At 64.6% G+C, this 18,587-nt stretch carries 17 protein-coding genes; 13 read left to right on the forward strand and 4 right to left on the reverse strand.

Going from position 1 to position 18,587, the window contains the following annotated elements; translation table 11 throughout:
- The first annotated feature begins 142 nt into the window (after window positions 1–142).
- From QCE73_RS05440 to QCE73_RS05490, 11 genes are all read left to right on the forward strand, one after another.
- On the forward strand, window positions 143–832 hold the full coding sequence (locus QCE73_RS05440) for an ABC transporter permease (RefSeq protein ID WP_035503373.1): 690 nt from the start codon (window positions 143–145) through the stop codon (window positions 830–832).
- Window positions 833–855: 23 nt separating this feature from the next.
- Window positions 856–1,590 carry an ABC transporter permease gene (locus QCE73_RS05445; protein WP_035503375.1) on the forward strand — a complete coding sequence of 245 codons (735 nt, stop codon included), beginning with the start codon at window positions 856–858 and terminating at the stop codon, window positions 1,588–1,590.
- A gap of 18 nt (window positions 1,591–1,608) precedes the next feature.
- Entirely contained in the window at window positions 1,609–2,436 is an 828-nt protein-coding gene (locus QCE73_RS05450) for an ABC transporter ATP-binding protein (RefSeq protein WP_051626924.1), read from the forward strand.
- Between the two features lie 46 nt (window positions 2,437–2,482).
- Window positions 2,483–3,460 carry a GlxA family transcriptional regulator gene (locus tag QCE73_RS05455; protein ID WP_309881914.1) on the forward strand — a complete coding sequence of 326 codons (978 nt, stop codon included), beginning with the start codon at window positions 2,483–2,485 and terminating at the stop codon, window positions 3,458–3,460.
- Between the two features lie 132 nt (window positions 3,461–3,592).
- A complete protein-coding gene (locus QCE73_RS05460) occupies window positions 3,593–4,819 on the forward strand; it encodes an aspartate aminotransferase family protein (protein WP_309880123.1) in 1,227 nt (408 codons plus the stop codon).
- 16 nt (window positions 4,820–4,835) lie between these two features.
- Window positions 4,836–5,882 (forward strand): arginine/ornithine succinyltransferase subunit alpha, encoded by a 1,047-nt coding sequence (aruF, locus tag QCE73_RS05465; RefSeq protein ID WP_035503551.1) that lies wholly within the window; start codon window positions 4,836–4,838, stop codon window positions 5,880–5,882.
- Window positions 5,879–6,910 carry an arginine N-succinyltransferase gene (gene astA / locus QCE73_RS05470; protein ID WP_238287996.1) on the forward strand — a complete coding sequence of 344 codons (1,032 nt, stop codon included), beginning with the start codon at window positions 5,879–5,881 and terminating at the stop codon, window positions 6,908–6,910. Before aruF ends, astA begins: the two co-directional genes overlap by 4 nt.
- Window positions 6,911–6,922: 12 nt before the next feature.
- Entirely contained in the window at window positions 6,923–8,395 is a 1,473-nt protein-coding gene (gene astD / locus QCE73_RS05475; RefSeq protein ID WP_309880124.1) for a succinylglutamate-semialdehyde dehydrogenase, read from the forward strand.
- A gap of 15 nt (window positions 8,396–8,410) precedes the next feature.
- Window positions 8,411–9,760, forward strand: coding sequence for an N-succinylarginine dihydrolase (astB, locus tag QCE73_RS05480; RefSeq protein ID WP_035503553.1), 1,350 nt, complete (start codon window positions 8,411–8,413; stop codon window positions 9,758–9,760).
- Window positions 9,744–10,760 carry a succinylglutamate desuccinylase gene (gene astE / locus QCE73_RS05485; protein ID WP_309880125.1) on the forward strand — a complete coding sequence of 339 codons (1,017 nt, stop codon included), beginning with the start codon at window positions 9,744–9,746 and terminating at the stop codon, window positions 10,758–10,760. The genes astB and astE overlap by 17 nt, the downstream gene beginning before the upstream one ends.
- A gap of 132 nt (window positions 10,761–10,892) precedes the next feature.
- A complete protein-coding gene (locus tag QCE73_RS05490; protein WP_309880126.1) occupies window positions 10,893–11,708 on the forward strand; it encodes an ABC transporter substrate-binding protein in 816 nt (271 codons plus the stop codon).
- A 677-nt stretch (window positions 11,709–12,385) separates the two neighbouring features.
- Here the strand turns inward: QCE73_RS05490 and QCE73_RS05495 are convergent.
- Genes QCE73_RS05495 through QCE73_RS05510 form a run of 4 tightly spaced genes read right to left on the reverse strand, consistent with a single transcriptional unit; the run spans window position 12,386 to window position 17,171 of the window.
- The gene (locus tag QCE73_RS05495) at window positions 12,386–13,249 is read right to left on the reverse strand and encodes an HlyD family secretion protein (protein WP_309880127.1); all 864 of its coding nucleotides are present in this window, start codon (window positions 13,247–13,249) and stop codon (window positions 12,386–12,388) included.
- Between the two features lie 40 nt (window positions 13,250–13,289).
- Window positions 13,290–13,493 carry a DUF1656 domain-containing protein gene (locus QCE73_RS05500; protein WP_309880129.1) on the reverse strand — a complete coding sequence of 68 codons (204 nt, stop codon included), beginning with the start codon at window positions 13,491–13,493 and terminating at the stop codon, window positions 13,290–13,292.
- On the reverse strand, window positions 13,480–15,657 hold the full coding sequence (locus QCE73_RS05505; RefSeq protein WP_309880131.1) for an FUSC family protein: 2,178 nt from the start codon (window positions 15,655–15,657) through the stop codon (window positions 13,480–13,482). The genes QCE73_RS05500 and QCE73_RS05505 overlap by 14 nt, the downstream gene beginning before the upstream one ends.
- A gap of 2 nt (window positions 15,658–15,659) precedes the next feature.
- Complete coding sequence (locus QCE73_RS05510) at window positions 15,660–17,171, reverse strand: efflux transporter outer membrane subunit (protein ID WP_404989732.1); 1,512 nt, start codon at window positions 17,169–17,171, stop codon at window positions 15,660–15,662.
- Between the two features lie 168 nt (window positions 17,172–17,339).
- Here QCE73_RS05510 and QCE73_RS05515 point away from each other — a divergent pair, with 168 nt between their 5' ends.
- The gene (locus tag QCE73_RS05515; protein ID WP_035503395.1) at window positions 17,340–18,278 is read left to right on the forward strand and encodes a LysR family transcriptional regulator; all 939 of its coding nucleotides are present in this window, start codon (window positions 17,340–17,342) and stop codon (window positions 18,276–18,278) included.
- A 118-nt stretch (window positions 18,279–18,396) separates the two neighbouring features.
- Window positions 18,397–18,585, forward strand: coding sequence for a hypothetical protein (locus tag QCE73_RS05520; RefSeq protein ID WP_035503398.1), 189 nt, complete (start codon window positions 18,397–18,399; stop codon window positions 18,583–18,585).
- The last annotated feature ends 2 nt before the right edge of the window (window positions 18,586–18,587 follow it).

Raw genomic sequence — 18,587 nt, forward strand, 5'->3', positions numbered from 1 at the left:
GATGCTGCGTCGCAGCAAACATACTTCGTCATCGTTGAGCGATTGACCTTCGCTTGCGAGTATCGCCGCCATCGCCGGAGCGTGTCTTTCGAAGCGCGCTCCGTCTCTTTCCGATCAACACGAAAGACGTTGGAGGCGACACTTGAACCTGTACGGCTTCGGCCCGGTCCTTTGGGCGGGCGCTAAAGAAACGCTCGCGCTCGCGGTGCTGTCTCTCGCGGTATCGGTGCTGCTCGGCCTGGCCGGCGCATCGGCGAAACTTTCGCGTCACGCGCCGTTGCGCGGCATCGCGACCGCATACACGACGCTCATCCGCTCCGTACCCGATCTCGTGCTGATGCTGCTGCTCTTCTACAGCATCCAGATCGCGGTGAACAATCTGACCGATGCCTTCGGCTGGGATCAGTTCGACATCGATCCGTTCACGGCCGGCGTGCTCACGCTCGGGTTCATCTACGGCGCGTACTTCACCGAAACCTTTCGCGGCGCCTTTCTCGCGGTGCCGCGCGGCCAACTGGAAGCGGGCAGCGCATACGGCATGAGCGGCATGCGCGTGTTCGGCCGCATCCTCTTTCCGCAGATGATGCGCTTCGCGCTGCCGGGCATCGGCAACAACTGGCAGGTGCTCGTGAAGGCGACGGCGCTCGTGTCGATCATCGGTCTCGCCGATGTCGTGAAGGCCGCGCAGGACGCGGGCAAGAGCACCTTCAACATGTTCTTCTTCATCCTGATCGCGGCGCTGATCTATCTCGCGATCACGAGCGCGTCCAATCTCGTGCTGATGGCGCTCGAGCGCCGCTATTCGATCGGCGTGCGGCACGCCGAACTCTGACCTACGCCAGCGAGCGACAAGCCATGATCCAGATCTTCGCCGAATACTGGCGTCCGTTTTTGTACTCCGACGGCATGCGCGCGTCGGGTCTCGTCGTCACCTTATGGCTGCTCGCGGCCTCGATCGTGCTCGGCTTCTGCGCGGCGGTGCCGCTCGCCTGCGCGCGCGTGTCGCGCAATCGCTGGCTCTCGACGCCCGTGCGCATCTACACGTATGTGTTCCGCGGCACGCCGCTCTACGTGCAACTGCTGCTGCTCTACACGGGCATGTACAGCCTGGAATTCGTGCGCACGCAATCCCTGCTCGAAGCGTTCTTTCGCAGCGGCTTCAATTGCGCGATTCTCGCGTTCGCACTGAACACGTGCGCCTACACGACCGAAATCTTCGCCGGCGCGATCCGCGCGATTCCCCACGGCGAAGTGGAAGCCGCGCGCGCCTACGGCATGAGCACGTTCACGATGTATCGCCGCGTGATCCTGCCGTCGGCGCTGCGCCGCGCCTTGCCTTTGTACAGCAACGAAGTGATCCTGATGCTGCACGCGACGACCGTCGCCTTCACCGCGACCGTGCCGGATATCCTCAAGGTCGCGCGCGATGCGAATTCGGCCACCTATCAATCGTTCGAGTCGTTCGGCATCGCGGCGCTCCTGTACGTGGCGATTTCGTTCGCGCTCGTCGCGGCTTTCCGGCGCGCGGAGCAGCACTGGCTCGCGTATCTGCGGCCGGCGGGCGCGGCGCGCCCGGCACGGCGCGCCTGAGCGGTAGAATTCGAACCCATGCATCAGTCCCTGTCATCACCCGAGGAGAAAGCGTTGGAGCCAACCGCCAAAGACGTCGCGACCAAGCTCGTCGCCGAGGACATTCACAAGCGCTACGGCGACAACGAAGTGTTGAAGGGCGTCTCGCTCGCCGCCAAAGCAGGCGACGTGATCAGCATCATCGGCGCGAGCGGCTCGGGCAAGAGCACGTTTTTGCGCTGCATCAACTTTCTGGAGCGGCCGAACGCGGGGCAGATCATCGTCGATGGTGAAACGGTGCGCACAAAGGCCGACCGCGCCGGCAATCTCGAAGTCGCGGATCACAAGCAGTTGCAGCGCGTGCGCACCAAGCTCGCGATGGTGTTCCAGCATTTCAATCTCTGGTCGCACATGACGGCCATCGAGAACGTGATGGAAGCGCCGATGCACGTGCTCGGCGTGTCGAAGAAGGAAGCGGAAGACCGCGCGCGCACGTATCTGGAGAAAGTGGGCCTGCCGCCGCGCGTCGAGAAGCAGTATCCGTCGCATTTGTCGGGCGGCCAGCAGCAGCGCGTCGCGATTGCGCGCGCGCTCGCGATGCACCCCGACGTCATGCTCTTCGACGAACCCACGTCCGCGCTCGATCCCGAACTCGTCGGCGAAGTGCTGAAGGTGATGCAGAAGCTCGCCGAGGAAGGCCGCACGATGATCGTCGTCACGCACGAGATGGGCTTCGCGCGCAACGTGTCGAATCACGTGATGTTCCTGCATCAGGGGCGCACGGAAGAAGAGGGCGCGCCCGCGGAAGTGCTGAGCGCGCCGAAGAGCGAGCGTCTGCGCCAGTTCCTGTCGGGCAGCCTGAAATAACGTGGCAGGCGCGCCGCTGCAGGTTGCGATCGTCGCGCTCCCGCCGATGTCGATGAGCGGCATCGGCCCGATCATCGACACACTCACGCTCGCCAACGAGATCGACGGCCATCGTCTGTACGAATGGCGCATCTGTTCCTGGGACGGCCGGCCCGTGCCGCTTTCGGGCGGCGCGCAACTCCCCGCCGATTGCGCGTTCAACGACGCGGTGCGCTGCGACTGGCTCATCGTCGTGTCGGAGCGCTATCAGCAGTTCGCCGATTACCGGCTCTTTCTCGCGAGCCTGGCGCGCGTCGCGCCGCGCACGCCGCTCGTCACCGGCATCCATCACGGCGTGTGGTGGCTCGCGATGGCCGGCCAGCTCGCGCAATATCGCGTCGCGGTGAACTGGGAGACGTATCAGCAATTCACCGAGCAGTTCGAGCGCGCGATCGTAAGCCAGCAGATTTTTGAAATCGACCGCGATCGCGCCACGTGTTCGGGCGGCCAGGCGAGCATCGACTTCATGCTCGCGATGATCGCGCGCGATCACGGCCCGGATCTCGCGGAGCGCATCGCGGATTCGCTCGGCATCGGCACCTTGCGCGCGGGCACGGAGCGCCAGCGCATTCCGTTCGTCACCGCGCCCGGCGAGCGTCATCCGCGCCTGAACGATGCGCTGCAACTGATGGAAGCGAACATCGAAGATCCGCTCGCCACCGATGAAATCGCGAATCTCGTCGGCATTTCGCGACGGCAACTGGAGCGGCTCTTTCGCCAGTATCTCGGCGCGATGCCGTCGAAGTATTACCTCAACCTGCGCCTGACGAAAGCGCGCACGCAGTTGCAGCGCACGAGCAAATCGGTGGTGCAGATCAGCCTCGCGTGCGGGTTTTCATCGGCGGCGCACTTTTCCAATGCGTATCGCGACCGCTTCGGCGTGACGCCGCGCGAGGAGCGCCGCAACTGGATCGAAAAGCAGCGCGGCGGCGCCATCGACGAGCCGCGCGGCGGCGCGCTGATCGAGCCGCCCGAACCCGCCTGAAAAGCAGCGAAAAAGCCCATCGAAGCATGTCGCGATCGCGCAAGACGGAACGCGCGCGATTGCCTAATATCGAACCTGATTGCCAAGAACCGGTGCACGACACCGATGCACGAACCTGACGAGGAGTGGCTCATGACCGACATCAATGTGAATCGCGGTACGTTCGACGAAGTAATGGTTCCGGTATTCGCGCCGGCCAGTTTCGTGCCCGACCGGGGCCGCGGCTCGCGCGTATGGGACACCGAAGGCCGCGATTACGTCGATTTCGCCGGCGGCATCGCGGTGACGGCGCTGGGCCACGGCCATCCCGAATTGCTGAAAGTGCTGCACGAGCAGGGCGAAAAGCTCTGGCACATCGGCAACGGCTACACCAACGCGCCGGTGTTGCGCCTCGCGAAACGCCTGACCGATCTGACCTTCGCCGATCGCGCATTCTTCGCGAACTCGGGCGCGGAAGCGAACGAAGCGGCGCTGAAGCTCGCGCGCCGCTATGCAATCGACAATCACGGCGAGGACAAGATCGAGATCATCTCGTTCACGCAGTCGTTCCATGGCCGCACGTTCTTCACGGTGAGCGTCGGCGGCCAGCCGAAGTACGCCGAAGGTTTCGGCCCGCAGCCGCAGGGCATCCGTCATCTGCCGTACAACGATCTGCCGAAGGCGCTCGAAGCCATCGGCCCGAAAACCTGCGCGGTGATCGTCGAACCGGTGCAGGGCGAAGGCGGCGTGCTACCCGCCGATCCCGCGTTCCTGAAGGGCCTGCGCGAAGCGTGCGACAAGCACGGCGCGCTGCTCATTTTCGATGAAGTGCAGACCGGCGTCGGCCGCACGGGCACGTTCTACGCGTACATGCAATACGGCGTGACGCCCGACATCCTCACGAGCGCGAAGGCGCTGGGCAACGGCTTCCCGATCGGCGTGATGCTCACGACGAACGAGATCGCCGCGCATTTCAAGGTCGGCGTGCACGGCACGACGTATGGCGGCAATCCGCTGGGCGCGTCGATCGCGGAGAAGGTCGTCGAACTCATCAGCGATCCGAAGCTCCTCGAAGGCGTGAACGAGCGCAGCCGCGCAATCAAGGCGCATCTGGAGCGTCTGAACGAGCGCTTCGGCATGTTCAGGGAGATTCGCGGGCGCGGTCTTCTGATCGGCGCGGAACTGAACGACGCCTACAAGGACCGCGCGAAGGACGTGCTCAATGCGGCGGCGGCGAACGGCGTCATCATGCTGATCGCCGGGCCCAACGTGCTGCGCTTCGCGCCGTCGCTCATCATGCCGATGGCCGATCTCGACGAGGGCTTCGCGCGCATCGGCAAGGCGATCGAACAGGTCGTCGGCGCCGCCGCCGTCAAGTGACCCACAGGACCCGATGATGCTATTCGTCCGTCCCGCAAGACTCTCCGATCTCGACGAGCTCGAACGGATGGCGCGCGCAGCGCTTCCCGTGCTGCACTCGCTGCCGCGCGACCGACGCGCGCTCGAAACGCGCGTCGCGCTGTCGGAAGACTCGTTTCGCGCCGAAGTCGAATTTCCCGGCGAGGAGTTCTATCTCTTCGTGCTCGAAGATTCGCAGACGGGCAGGCTGCTCGGCACGTCGAGCATCGTCGCGTCGGCGGGCTATTCCGAGCCGTTCTACGCGTTTCGCAACGATGCGCTGATCCACGCATCGCGCGAGCTCAAGGTGAACCGCAAGATCCACGCGCTCACGATGTCGCATGAACTCACGGGCAAGAGCCGCCTGACCGGTTTCTACATCGATCCGTCGCTGCGCGACGAAGCGAACGAAGCGGCGGCGCATCTGCTGTCGCGCGCGCGCATGATCTACATCGCCGCGAACCGCAAGCGCTTCTCGGGCGAAGTCTTTTCGCTGATGCTCGGCGTCACCGACGATACCGGCGCGTCGCCGTTCTGGGATGCGGTCGGGCGCAAGTTTTTCGGTCGCGACTTCGAGCAGGTGGAATCGGAATCGGGCGGACGCAGCCGCACGTTCATCGCGGAAGTGATGCCGAGCTATCCGCTCTATGTGCCTTTGCTGCCCGGCGAAGCGCAGCGCGTGCTCGGCGAGCCGAACGAAGGCACGCTGCTCGCCTACGACATCCATCTCGAAGAAGGCTTCGAGCCGGATCGCTTCGTCGATATCTTCGATGCGGGCCCGGTGCTCACGATCGCCGTCGGCAAGAGCGCATCGGCGAGTTCGAGCGAACTGCGCACGGTGCGCGACGGCGCGTCCGAAAGCGGCGCGCCGTATATCGTCGCGGCGGGCGGGGCGCATGAATTCCGCTGCATCGTCGCCGGCCTCACGGGCACGCGCGCCGACGGCGCCGCGCTGACCGCCGCCGCGCGCGCCGCGCTCGGCGTGGAGGACAAGGACACGGTGCGTTGCGTGCCGTTGCATCAGGCATCGGGAGAATTGCAATGATCGTCGTGCGTTGCACGCAGCCGGGCGATGTCGATGCGCTCGTCGCGCTCGCCCAGGAAACGGGTCCGGGACTCACCACGTTCAAGCCGGATCGCGATGCGCTCGCGGCACGCGTCGAACGCGCGCGCCGCACGCTCGACGGCGATGCGCAAGCCTTCGAAGCGGGCTATTTCTTCGTGATGGAAGACACCGCGACGGGCGATGTCGCGGGTGTGTGCGGCATCGAAACGGAAGTCGGGCTGGAGCAGCCGTTCTACAACTATCGCGTGTCGACGGTCGTGCATGCGAGCAAGGACATGGGCGTCTGGACGCGCATGTCGCTGCTCAACATCTCGCACGATCTGACGGGCTATGCGGAAGTGTGCTCGCTGTTTCTGAGCCCGCGTTACCGGACGGCCGGTGTGGGCGGCTTGCTGTCGCGCTCGCGCTTCATGTTCATCGCACAGTTCACGGATCGCTTTCCGCAGCGTTTGTGCGCGGAATTGCGCGGCCATTTCGACGAGAACGGCGAGTCGCCGTTCTGGAACGCGGTCGGCTCGCACTTCTATCAGATCGATTTCAACGAAGCGGATTACCTGAGCTCGCATGGCAAGAAGTCGTTCGTCGCGGAGCTGATGCCGCGCTATCCGGTGTATCTCGACTTGCTGCCCGATGCCGCGCAACGCGCGGTCGGCGTCACGCACAAGGACACGACGCCCGCGCGCAAGATGCTCGAAGCGGAAGGGCTGCGTTACGAGAATCACGTCGATATCTTCGATGCGGGCCCGGTGCTCGAATGCCATACGGCCGACTTGCGCACGGTGCGCGAGAGCGTGCTGGCCCGCGTGCGCATCGGCGATCGGACGGAGACGGACAGCAACGCGAAGAGCCTCGTATCGAACACGCTGCTCGAAGACTTCCGCTGCGGCGCGACGACGGGCGCGGTCGAGAACGGTGCGTTCCTGCTGACGGCGGAAGAAGCCGCGGCATTGCGCGTGAAGGAAGGCGATGACGTGCGCGTGCTGACGTCCTACCCGCGAGCAAAATGAATGAGAGAGAACATGGATATTTCGAACCAGTTGTATATCGGCGGCGCCTGGCATGAAGGCAAGGGCGGGGCGTTCGCATCGCGTAATCCGGGTTCCGACGAGACCGTATGGCAAGGCCGCAGCGCATCGGCGGAAGATGTGGATCGCGCGGTGTCGTCGGCGCGGCGCGCGTTCGCTTCGTGGTCCGCGCTTTCGTTCGATGAGCGCGTCGCGATCGCCAAACGCTTCGCGGCGCTGCTGAACGAAAACAAGGAAGCGCTCGCGAACGCGATCGGCCGCGAGACTGGCAAGCCGCTGTGGGAAGCGCGCACGGAAGTCGCATCGATGGCGGCGAAGGTCGATATCTCCGTGCAGGCGTATCACGAGCGCACCGGCGAAAAGCGCGCGCCGATGGCCGATGGCGTCGCGGTATTGCGGCATCGTCCGCACGGTGTCGTCGCCGTGTTCGGGCCATACAACTTTCCGGGGCACTTGCCGAACGGGCATATCGTGCCGGCGCTGATCGCGGGCAATGCCGTCGTGTTCAAGCCGTCGGAACTCGCGCCCGGCGTCGCGGCGGCGACGCTCGCACTGTGGATTCGGGCCGGATTGCCCGCGGGCGTGCTCAACCTCGTGCAGGGCGAGAAGGATACGGGCGTCGCACTCGCGAATCACCGGCAGATCGACGGGCTGTTCTTCACCGGCAGCTCGGACACGGGCACGCTGCTGCACAGGCAGTTCGGCGGCCGTCCCGAGATCGTGCTCGCGCTGGAGATGGGCGGCAACAATCCGCTCGTCGTGGCGAACGTCGAAGATATCGATGCAGCCGTGCATCACACGATCCAGTCGGCGTTTCTGTCGGCGGGGCAGCGTTGCACGTGCGCGCGCCGTCTTTTCGTTCCCGACGACGCTTTCGGCGAGCGTTTCATGCAGCGCTTCACCGAGGTGAGCGCGAACATCGCTGTCGGCAAATTCGACGATCAACCGCAGCCGTACATGGGCGCGGTGATTTCGGCGCGCGCGGCGGCGCGCCTCGTCGATGCGCAGACGCGTCTGATCGAAGCGGACGCGAAGCCGGTGCTCGAAATGACGCAGCGCGCGGCGCATCTCGGCTTCGTGTCGCCCGCGATCCTCGATGTGACGAACGCCCGCGACGTGCCCGACGAAGAGCACTTCGGCCCGATGGTGCAGATCACGCGCTACAAGACGTTCGACGAAGCGATCGAGCGCGCGAACGACACCGCCTACGGCCTTTCCGCCGGACTGCTCGCCGACGACGAAGCCGCATGGAAGCACTTCCAGCGCATGATCCGCGCGGGCATCGTCAACTGGAACCGGCCGACCAACGGCGCATCGTCGGCGGCGCCGTTCGGCGGCATCGGACGTTCGGGCAATCAGCGGCCGAGCGCGTATTACGCGGCGGACTATTGTTCGTATCCGATGGCGTCGGTGGAAAGCGCGCAATTGCAGATGCCCGCGAGCGTATCGCCGGGACTCACGTTTTAAGTACGGGACATGACCATGCAGGCATCGAAAGCATACGAGGCGAACTTCGACGGATTGGTCGGCCCGACGCACAACTACGCGGGACTTTCGTTCGGCAATGTCGCGTCGCGCAGCAACGAGAAGTCGGTGGCGAATCCGAAGGCCGCGGCGAAGCAGGGCTTGCGCAAGATGAAACGGCTCGCGGATCTCGGTTTTCAGCAGGGCGTGCTGCCGCCGCTGGAACGCCCGTCGATCAGGCTGTTGCGCGATGTCGGCTTCTCCGGCGACGACGCCAGCGTGATCGCGCGCGCCGCGCGTGAAGCGCCCGAACTGCTCGCCGCGGCAAGCTCGGCATCGGCGATGTGGACCGCGAACGCCGCGACCGTGAGCCCATCGGCGGACACGGAAGACGGCCGCGTCCATTTCACGCCCGCGAATCTCGCGGCCAAGCTGCATCGTGCGATCGAGCATGGCGAAACGCGGCGCTCGCTCGGCGCGATTTTCGCCGATGAAGCCCGCTTTCGCATTCATCATGCGCTGCCCGGCACGCCCGCGCTCGGCGACGAAGGCGCGGCGAACCATACGCGCTTCGCCCGTGAGTACGGCGACAAGGGCGTCGAGTTTTTCGTGTATGGCAAGAGCGAGTACGGTCAGGGTCCGCAGCCGCAGCGCTATCCCGCGCGTCAGACGCTCGAAGCGAGCCGCGCGGTCGCGCGTCTGCATGGCCTGTCCAGCGACGCGACCGTGTTCGCGCAACAATCGCCCGACGTGATCGATGCAGGCGTGTTCCATAACGACGTGATCGCGGTCGGCAATCGCACGACGCTCTTTTGCCACGAGCGTGCGTTCGTCGATCAGCACAAGGTCTACGACGAGTTGCGCACGAAGCTCGACGCGCTCGGCACGCCGTTCACCGCGCTCGAAGTGCCGGAAAGCGAAGTGAGCGTGGAAGACGCGGTGTCGTCGTATCTTTTCAACAGCCAGTTGCTCTCGGGCGCGGACGGCAGGCAACTGTTGATCGTGCCGCAGGAATGCCGCGAAAATGCGCGCGTGGCGGCTTATCTCGATTCGCTCGCGTCGCGCAAGACGCCCATCGACGAAGTGCTCGTCTTCGATTTGCGCGAGAGCATGAAGAACGGCGGCGGCCCGGCATGTCTGCGTCTGCGTGTCGTGCTCGATGAAGCCGAGCGCGCCGCGGTCAATGCGCGCGTATGGATGAACGACGCGCTCTTCACCCAGCTCGATGCGTGGATCGACAGACACTATCGCGACCGACTCGCGCCCGCCGATCTTGCCGATCCGAAGCTGCTCGCGGAATCGCGCGCCGCGCTCGACGAACTGACGACCATCCTCGGACTCGGTGCCGTCTATGACTTCCAGCGCTGATTCATCCCTGCTCGACGACTTCCTCGCTTTCACGCTCGAAGGCAGGCGTCCTGCGACGAACGCCGGAACCGCGCCTTCCGGCGTGCGCTGGACATGGCAGGGCGAAGGCGTACTGCTGCTCGAACCCGCGCGGGAACCGGCGCACAGCGTGCTCGTATCGGCGGGCATTCATGGCGATGAAACCGCGCCTATTGAGATGCTGTCCCCGCTCGTCGCGGATATCGCGCATGGCCGCGCGCCGCTCGCTGCGCGCGTGCTGGTCGTGCTCGGCAACATCGGTGCGATGCGCGCGGGCGATCGCTATCTCGACGACGATCTCAATCGCCTGTTCAGCGGCCGTCATGCGCGTTTCGAGAAGAGCCGCGAAGCACCGCGCGCCGACGAACTGGAGCGCGCCGCGCTGGACTTCTTCGCTGCCGTTGAGCATTCGAAGTGGCACATCGATATGCACACGGCGATCCGCGCATCGGTGTTCGAGCAGTTCGCGCTATTGCCACACACGGGCGCGCCGCTCGCACGCGCGATGTTCGACTGGCTGCGCGATGCGCGTCTGCAAGCCGTGCTTTTGCATCGCGAGAAGGGCAATACCTTCACGCACTTCACCGCCGAGAAAGCGGGCGCGCTCGCGTGCACGCTGGAACTGGGCAAAGTGCGGCCGTTCGGCCAGAACGACCTCGCGCGCTTCGCGGCGTCGGATGCGGCATTGCGCCGCCTGATCGCGGGCGAGGCAGCCACGGAGCAGGCGCCGTTGCGCGTGTTCACGGTCGTCGCACAGATCGACAAGCAAAGCGAGCACTTCGTGCTGAATGTCGCGAGCGATGTGCCGAACTTCACCGCATTCTCGGCCGGCACCGAACTCGCGCGCGACGGCGACTATCGCTATTGCGTGTCGCACGATGAAGAACGCATCGTGTTTCCTAATGCGAAGGTCAAGCCGGGGCTGCGCGCTGGCCTGATGGTCGTCGATACGACCGAATCGACGCTCGCCTCTCTCGATTGAATCCGGTTTGCACGCGCTACAATCGCGCCCCGGTGTCGGGTGCGAATGGGAAATTTTGTGCCGCATGCTTCATCGGATGTGCGAAGCCGCATCATGACACCGGAATCGAACCGCAATGGAAGGAGATGGAAGTTGAAGAAATCGTATCTGGCCGGTCGCAAGTTCGCCGCGTTCGCAGTGCTGGGCGCCACTATCGTCACGGGCGTCGCGGCGTTCAATGCGCAGGCAGCCGATAACATGAAGGAACTGCGCTTCGGCGTCGAAGCGTCTTATGCGCCGTTCGAATCGAAGTCGCCGAGCGGCGAGCTGAAGGGCTTCGATATCGACATCGGCAACGCGGTGTGCGCGAAGCTGAAAATGAAGTGCGTGTGGGTCGAGAACTCGTTCGACGGTCTCATTCCCGCATTGCAGGCGCGCAAGTTCGACGGCATCAATTCGGACATGACGATCACCGACAAGCGCAAGGTCGCGATCGACTTCACGGACCCTATCTACACGATTCCCAACCAACTGATCGCGAAGAAGGGCAGCACGATCCAGCCGAGCGTCGATGGTCTGAAGGGCAAGCGCGTGGGCGTGCTGCAAGGGTCGATCCAGGAAACGTACGCGAAGGCGAAATGGGCGCCGGCGGGCATCGATGTCGAGTCGTATCAGGCGCAGGATCAGATCTACGCGGATCTGGCGTCGGGTCGTCTGGATGCGGCGTTCCAGGATGCCGAAGCGGCGTCGAAGGGCTTTCTGAAGCAGCCGCAAGGCGCGGGCTTCGCGTTCGCGGGACCGGCTGTGTCGGATGACAAACTGGTGGGTTCCGGCGTGGGCTTCGGTGTGCGCAAGAATGACAAGGCGCTGAAGGAATCGCTCAATCGCGCGTTGAAGGAGTTGAAGGACGATGGGACCATCGATCGCTTCGCGCAGAAGTATTTCGATGTGAAGGTGGTGTTGAAGTAAGGCGGCGGTGTTGAAGGTTGGGTTTGTTGCCGGATCCCGTCTTCGCGTCGGTTTATTAGCGTTGCCCCTGTGCGGGGCGGCACCTACTTTCTTTGCTGCTGCAAAGAAAGTAGGCAAAGAAAGCAGCTCGTTTAAGCCCGCGGTCACACGCAGTTTGGCCATGCTTGCCAGCCCGCGGTGGCACTCGCCTAAGTGTCGCCCCCAAAGGCCCAACCGGGCTTGGCTCGCGCACGGTCTGCCGCGTCGCATCGCTTGCGTCATTGGTTCAGCACCAAATGGCTCCGGCCCGCTTCGCGGCCGACGGGTCAATCGGGTCTGCTTCTGCTTCTGCGCTTCTCTTTTCTCGTCGGTTTCCTTCGCATACCCAACGGCAGCGCGTAGCGCTGTGCCGGCGCTATTTCGTGCTGAACCAGCGCGTTCAAACAACTCGCTCGTCGGACCGTGCGCGGTCCAAGCCCTTATCTGCTTGTGGGGGCACTCGCTACTGCCGGGCCATTAGGCCAATCGCCTGTGCCGCGGCCGGTGTGAAGTGCTTAGGCTGGGGAAAGCTGTTTCTTTGGTTACTTTCTTTGCAGCAGCAAAGAAAGTGACTGCCGCCCCGCACAGGGGCAACACAAATAGACCGACACGAATACGGGATCCGGCGTACACCGCCCCCCAAGAGCCCGCCGCCTCGCTCAACTCGACGGCGCAATCACCACCGTACAAGTCGTCCCCGCGCTCAACAGCACCCCCTCCGGCACGTCATCGATATGCAAGCGCACCGGCACCCGCTGCGCCAACCGCACCCAGTTGAACGTCGGATTCACGTCGGCGAGCAGTTCGCGGCTCTGCGGATTGTCGCGATCATAAATGCCGCGCGAAATGCTCTCCACATGCCCCTTCAGCTCGCCGCCGCTCATCAGGCGAATCGACGCCTTGTCGCCGATGCGCACGTGCGGCAGCTTCGTTTCCTCGAAGTAGCCATACACCCAGAACGAATGGCTATCGACGATCGCGAGCTTCGCCGTGCCCGCCGTCGCATAGTCGCCGCGGAACACGTTCAGGTTCGTCACATAGCCATCCACCGGCGAAAACACCTTCGTGCGCTCGAGATTGAGCTTCGCGGCTTCGAGCGCGGCCTGCGCCTGCTGCAACTGCGCTTCGGCGGTCGATGCGGTCTGCATCGCGTTCTCGCGCGCTTCCTTCGACACGACCTGACTGTCCATATCGGCGCGGCGCGCGGCGTCCGCACGGCGCATGCGCAGTTCGGCCGCGCGCGCGGCGACGGTCGCCTGCGCCTGCTCGACCGCGATCTGATAATGCGACGGATCGATCTCCATCAGCAGATCGCCTTTCTTCACGAGCTGGTTATCGCGAACCGGCAACTGCACGACCGCGCCCGACACATCCGGCGCGACATTGACGACATCCGCGCGCACGCGGCCATCGCGCGTCCACGGCTCGTCCATGTAATGCACCCACAGCACGCGGCCGATGATGAGCGCGACCGCGAAGATGGCGATCGTCAAAACGAGACCGATTATTTTCCGAAGAATCATGATGCAACTCTTTGTTCAGCTTGGATGAAAGTGACGCCGCTCATCGATACGCGACGAGCCCGAGCGTGCCGCAGATGCACACGAGCAGACTTGCCCGAAAGAGCGCCGGATGCCAGACCACGCGATAGAGCCCGGTCAGCGAGAGCACCCGATCCACGATCCACGTGATCATCGCGCCCGCGATGAAGAGCAGCAGGATCGTCGGCACATAGGCTTCGAGGATCGCGACGTTACGCGGGAACATGGGGCGCTCCTTCGGACGTGGGTTTCTCGGCGGGCGCGAACTGCGCGAACGGAGATTCGTGATCGAGCAGCGCGGTGCGGATGAAATGCAGATGACTCGCGATGCGCTGCAACCGGTGTCTGTCTTCGCGCGGCCGATCCGTCGACGCGAGCAGCGCTTGCGTATCGGCGATCGCGCGTTCCGTCGCGGTGAGCGCGGCGTCGAAGCGCTTCGCCTGCGGCCGATCGAAAAGGCGCGCGACGGCATCGAGCGTCGCATCGACCGGGCGTCGGCATGACATCGGCTCACGCGGCAGCGCCGCCATTTCTCGCCGCAAGTCGATCACCGCATTGCCGAATTCGAGCACCGCGAAGAGCCATTGCAGCGCGTCGCGTTGCAAATCGGCGCGGCCGTTGGCGAGCGCGTTGATCTGCGCGAGCAGATCGCGCGTGCGGCTCTCGAAATGCGTCGTGAGACTGGCGAGCCGTCCGCGGCGCGCGTTCACGACTTCGCGCCGCAAGTCGCCGAGCAGCAGATGACGCAGCCACGGCGCATCGGTCGGCAAGAGCACGGCGAAGGCGATCGCGGCGACGATCATCGACAGCACGAGCGCGAGCGCATCGTTCATGAAGCCGGTCGGATCGTAATGGACCAGATTGTCTGGCCCCGCGAGAAAGCAGAAGAAGATGCAATAGCCGATGCCCACGCCCGCGAGCGTGCGCCGCGTGCTCAGATACGCGCCGAGCAGCAGCGCGGGCGCGAGCGCGGCGCACATCATCGCGAAGCCGTCGATATGCGGAAACACGCCGAACACGACGATCATGCCGGTGACGCTCGCGAGCATCGTGCCGATCGCCATTTGCGCCGACATGAGCGTCGGTCGCGGCGAAGACGATGCCAGCGCGCACACGGCCGCCGCGTTGAGCACCATCGTGCCGCCGCTCGGCCACGCGGTTTCGATCCAGAACGCGGAGAGGATGAACATCACGACCGCGCCGCGCAAGCCCGAGATGGCCGCCGCGAGCAGGTTGGTCTTCGGCACGTAGCGCGCGATCCAGCGCTCGCGTTCGTGCGACGGCGATGTCAGCGACGCATACGTTTCGGCATACGCGAGCATGTCATCGACGAAGCGGTAGAGCAGTTCCGCGGCGGTATCGAACTCGAGCTGCGCGAAGTCCGGATTCGTTTCGAGCGATGCACGCGCCGCGCGCACGCGCTTCGGCAGCGCCGCCTTGTAATCGCGCAACTGCGCGGCGGCGCGCGCGGCGTCGGCGGCATTGCGCACCGGCTCGCCCGACAGCGACAAGAGCGGCGGCACTTCGCGAAAGAACGGTTCGAGCGAGGCGATGGTCGTCGCCGACGCGTTCTCGCGCAGCCGGTTCATCAACTGATGCAGCGCATGAAAGCGCGTCGACGCGCTCATGAATTCGCTGTTCAGACGCGCGAGCCGCCCGCCGCGCATACGCGACTCGGGATTCTCGAACACGGCGACACTGCGCGCAGCCTCGAAGCCGACGATATCCGACACGAACGCAAGGTTCGTCCGCTCGATCTGCGCGCGCTCCATGTTGCCCGACAGCGCGCGGCACACGTAATCGACAAACTGCGTGAAGCGCCGGCGCACCGTCGTGCGGACCTGCTCGCCCGCATGCTGCGGAAAGATGAGCGCGCTCACCGCGCCGGAACACACGATGCCGAGCGTCACTTCGCCGACGCGAGTAAGCGCCGACAGATACGCGGCCTCCGGATGCTGCGCCGCCGGAATGCCGATCAGCGCGGCCGTGTAGCCCGCGAGCACGAAGCCGTACGAGCGAAAGTTGCGGTTGCGCGCCGCGCCCGCCGTGCAGACGCCGACCCACAGCGCGGTGGCGGACAGAAACAGCACCGGCTGCTGCGAGAACAGGCTGATGAACACCATCATCACGACGAGGCCGACCATCGTTCCGCAGAAACGATAGAAGCTTTTGGCGAGCACCATGCCGCTTTGCGGCTGCATGACGACGAACACGGTGGTCATCGCGGTGCGCGGCTGCTGCATGTCGAGGCGCATCGCGATCCACAGCGCCAGGAGCGCGGCGAGCACGGCCTTGAAGATGTAGACCCAGGCGAGGCCGTCGGTGCGCGCCCAGTCGAGCAGGGCCAGCCTGAGCGACGGACGTTCGATGAGCGTAGCGGGCGTCGACATGCTCAGTTGCCCGCCTTGCTGAACGGTCCGATGTGCTTCGACGGCGCGAGCGCGGTCTGTTCGGGCCCGTTCGAAGGATCGTCGATGCCGCCGCCGAGCGCCGACGTGAGCGTCGCGTAGGACGCGAGCCGTTGGGCGCGCACGCGTGCCTGTCCGTCCTGCGCCTTGAGCAACTGCGTCTGCGCGATGAGCACGTTCAGGTAATCGGTGAGACCGCGCTTGTAGCCTGCGTTCGCGAGATCGTAGTTCTTGCGCGCGGCGGCGACGGAGCGGCCGGACGCTTCGAGCTGCGTGTCGAGCGAATGCACGCGCACCACCTGATCGGCGATGTCCTTGAGCGCCGCGACGAGCGTCGCGTTGTAGTGATCGACGGCCTGATCGTATTGCGCCGATGCCGCGCCGAGCTGCGCGCGCAGGCGTCCGCCTTCGAAGATCGGCAGCGAGATCGCCGGGCCGAAGCTGTAGCCCGACGCATCGCGCGTAAGGAAGCTGAGCAGCGCGCCGCCCGCGAACGCCTGCGTCAGAGAAGCCGCGAGATTGATGTTCGGATAGAAGCCGGCCTTCGCCACATCGATGCCGCGCGCCTGCGCCGCGACCAGCCAGCGCGCCGCGACGATATCGGGCCGATGTCCGACGAGTTCCGCCGGCAGCGCGGAGGGCAGGGGCAGCGGCGTCGCGAGCGAGAGCGCCGGACGTGTGAGCGCTTCGCCCGCGCCGGGACCGTCGCCGGCGAGCGCGGCCAGTTGATTGCGCGCGAGCTGGATTTCTTCCTTGTAGACATCGACCTGACGCTCGTACTCGGGCAGCGGCGCTTCGGCCTGGCTCACTTCGAGTTGCGTGCCGAGGCCGCCTTTCAGGCGCCGCCGCGCGAAATCCGCGATGCGCTCCTGCTGCGCGAGCGTGTCCTGCGCGATATCGAGCAGCGCGAACGACTGCGAGAAGCCGATGTAGGCGCGCACGACGTTCGTCTCGAGTTCGAGCTGCGCGGCGCGCGCATCGGCGGCGCGCACATGGGCGACGTCGAGCGCGCGTTCGGCGTTGTTGTCGTCGCGATGCCAGAGATCGAGGTTGTAGGACAGCGCGAGGCCGGCGGTGTTGTCCCAGGTGGTCGTATCGGCGTATGGACCGGGGCCGTAGAAAGCGTTATTGGGCCAGTTCTTGCGCGACACGCTCATCGCGCCGTCCACGTGCGGCAAGAGCTCGGAGCGCGCGACGCCCGCCTGCTGCTGCGCCTCGCGCACTCGCGCGGCCGCCATCGCGAGCGTGGGGCTGCCGTTGGTCGCGCGCGCAATCCAGGCGTCGAGTTGCGGGTCCTCATAGGCGCGCCACCATTGCGCCTCGGGCCATTGGGCGTCGGCGTTGGCGGCGCGGATGGCGCTGCCGACATCGAGCGTCGTTGCATCCTTGAGCGAATCCTGCGGCGCGTTCTTGCCCGTGCTCGCGCACCCGGCAATTGTTAATATCGCTGTAAGAACGACGGCACAAGCAGCGCTTTTGGACACGCGTCCTCGCACGATTCACTCCCAAATTCGAATTAGATTCAAGGGAGTAATTATATTTTTGCGCGGATTGTCGAATAACCCGTAAGGATGCAAAGCATTCTTACGATACTTGTGATAATCGTTGTTACGAGCCGTGCAACAATTCGATCCACGAACAGTTCTTGAAGACGGAAAAGCGCCATGGACACGCTCCAGAACATGCGCGTATTTGTACGGGTCGTCGAAGCGGGCAGCTTCACGGCGGCCGCGCAGCATCTCAATACGACGACGGCCTACGCCTCGCGGGCCGTATCGGACCTCGAAGCGCATCTGCGCGCGCGCTTGCTGAACCGCACGACGCGACGCATCGCGCTCACCGAAGCGGGCGAGCGCTATCTGCAACGTTGCGAGCAGATTCTTGCCTATGTCGATCAGGCCGAAGCCGAGGCCGGCGACGCTCACGCGCGTCCCTCCGGCAAGCTCAAGGTGCATTCGATGACGAGCTTCGGCCAGCACTACATCGTGCCGATGATCTCGCGCTATCAGCAGCGCCATCCATCGGTGCAGGTCGATCTGACGCTCGCGCAGCGTGTGCCGGACCTGCTCGACGAAGGTTATGACGTGTCTGTCGTGCTCGCGTCCGATCTGCCGGATTCCGGACTCGTGTCGGCGCGGCTCGGCTCGGTGTACAGCATTGCGTGCGCTTCGCCGGATTACATCGAGCAACACGGCGCGCCGCACGTGCTGTCCGATCTCGTGCGCCACACGTGCCTGCATCTGATGACGCCGGTGTTTCCGCCGGATCGCTGGGTGTTCGACGGTCCGAACGGGCAGGAAACTGTGAGCCTCGGCCCGTCGACGTTCACGGTGAACGTCGCCGAAGCGATGGTCGTCGCGATCCGCGAGAGCATGGGCATCGGCGTGCTGCCGACATCGTCCGCGCTTCCCGGCCTGCGCGCGGGCACGCTCGTGCGCGTGTTGCCGCAATACACGATGCAGGAGTTGAACGTCTACGCGCTCTATCCGTCGCGCCAGTATCTCGACGCGAAAATCCGCACCTGGGTGGAGTTCTTGCGCGAGGCGCTGCCCGACACGCTCGCGGCGGACGCGGAATCGTTGAAGGAATTCGTTGTCACCTGAAGTTGCGCGCGTTCAGTTACGAAAAAAGCCGCGCCGCAACACTTGCTTACGCACGATGTGCCCGCAGCTTGATACTTTCCGCACTGGTTCCATCGCACTTTTAATCGGGATAGGTCACATGAGTACGCCACTTCTGCTCGCACTCGCCGCGCTTCTGGTGCTGATCGCCGTTCCGGCGTCGCGCGATTTCTTCAACGACATGCGTGGCCAGTCGGAGCGCAACGCGAAGCGGCGTCTCGTGCCGGTGCGCATCGACGATGATCGCGACGCGCGGATGCGCCGCATGCGCGACCCATACGATCGCTGAAT

The organism is Caballeronia sp. LZ029 (assembly GCF_031451275.1).
Taxonomy (GTDB): domain Bacteria; phylum Pseudomonadota; class Gammaproteobacteria; order Burkholderiales; family Burkholderiaceae; genus Caballeronia; species Caballeronia jiangsuensis.

What these genes read in the sequence shown, in the direction of transcription:
- QCE73_RS05445 (WP_035503375.1), top strand. Translation starts at nt 856, where the DNA reads ATGATCCAGATCTTCGCCGAATACTGGCGTCCGTTTTTGTACTCCGAC.
- QCE73_RS05450 (WP_051626924.1), top strand. Translation starts at nt 1,609, where the DNA reads ATGCATCAGTCCCTGTCATCACCCGAGGAGAAAGCGTTGGAGCCAACC.
- QCE73_RS05455 (WP_309881914.1), top strand. Translation starts at nt 2,483, where the DNA reads ATGTCGATGAGCGGCATCGGCCCGATCATCGACACACTCACGCTCGCC.
- QCE73_RS05460 (WP_309880123.1), top strand. Translation starts at nt 3,593, where the DNA reads ATGACCGACATCAATGTGAATCGCGGTACGTTCGACGAAGTAATGGTT.
- aruF (WP_035503551.1), top strand. Translation starts at nt 4,836, where the DNA reads ATGCTATTCGTCCGTCCCGCAAGACTCTCCGATCTCGACGAGCTCGAA.
- astA (WP_238287996.1), top strand. Translation starts at nt 5,879, where the DNA reads ATGATCGTCGTGCGTTGCACGCAGCCGGGCGATGTCGATGCGCTCGTC.
- astD (WP_309880124.1), top strand. Translation starts at nt 6,923, where the DNA reads ATGGATATTTCGAACCAGTTGTATATCGGCGGCGCCTGGCATGAAGGC.
- astB (WP_035503553.1), top strand. Translation starts at nt 8,411, where the DNA reads ATGCAGGCATCGAAAGCATACGAGGCGAACTTCGACGGATTGGTCGGC.
- astE (WP_309880125.1), top strand. Translation starts at nt 9,744, where the DNA reads ATGACTTCCAGCGCTGATTCATCCCTGCTCGACGACTTCCTCGCTTTC.
- QCE73_RS05495 (WP_309880127.1), bottom strand. Translation starts at nt 13,249, where the DNA reads ATGATTCTTCGGAAAATAATCGGTCTCGTTTTGACGATCGCCATCTTC.
- QCE73_RS05500 (WP_309880129.1), bottom strand. Translation starts at nt 13,493, where the DNA reads ATGTTCCCGCGTAACGTCGCGATCCTCGAAGCCTATGTGCCGACGATC.
- QCE73_RS05505 (WP_309880131.1), bottom strand. Translation starts at nt 15,657, where the DNA reads ATGTCGACGCCCGCTACGCTCATCGAACGTCCGTCGCTCAGGCTGGCC.
- QCE73_RS05515 (WP_035503395.1), top strand. Translation starts at nt 17,340, where the DNA reads ATGGACACGCTCCAGAACATGCGCGTATTTGTACGGGTCGTCGAAGCG.
- QCE73_RS05520 (WP_035503398.1), top strand. Translation starts at nt 18,397, where the DNA reads ATGAGTACGCCACTTCTGCTCGCACTCGCCGCGCTTCTGGTGCTGATC.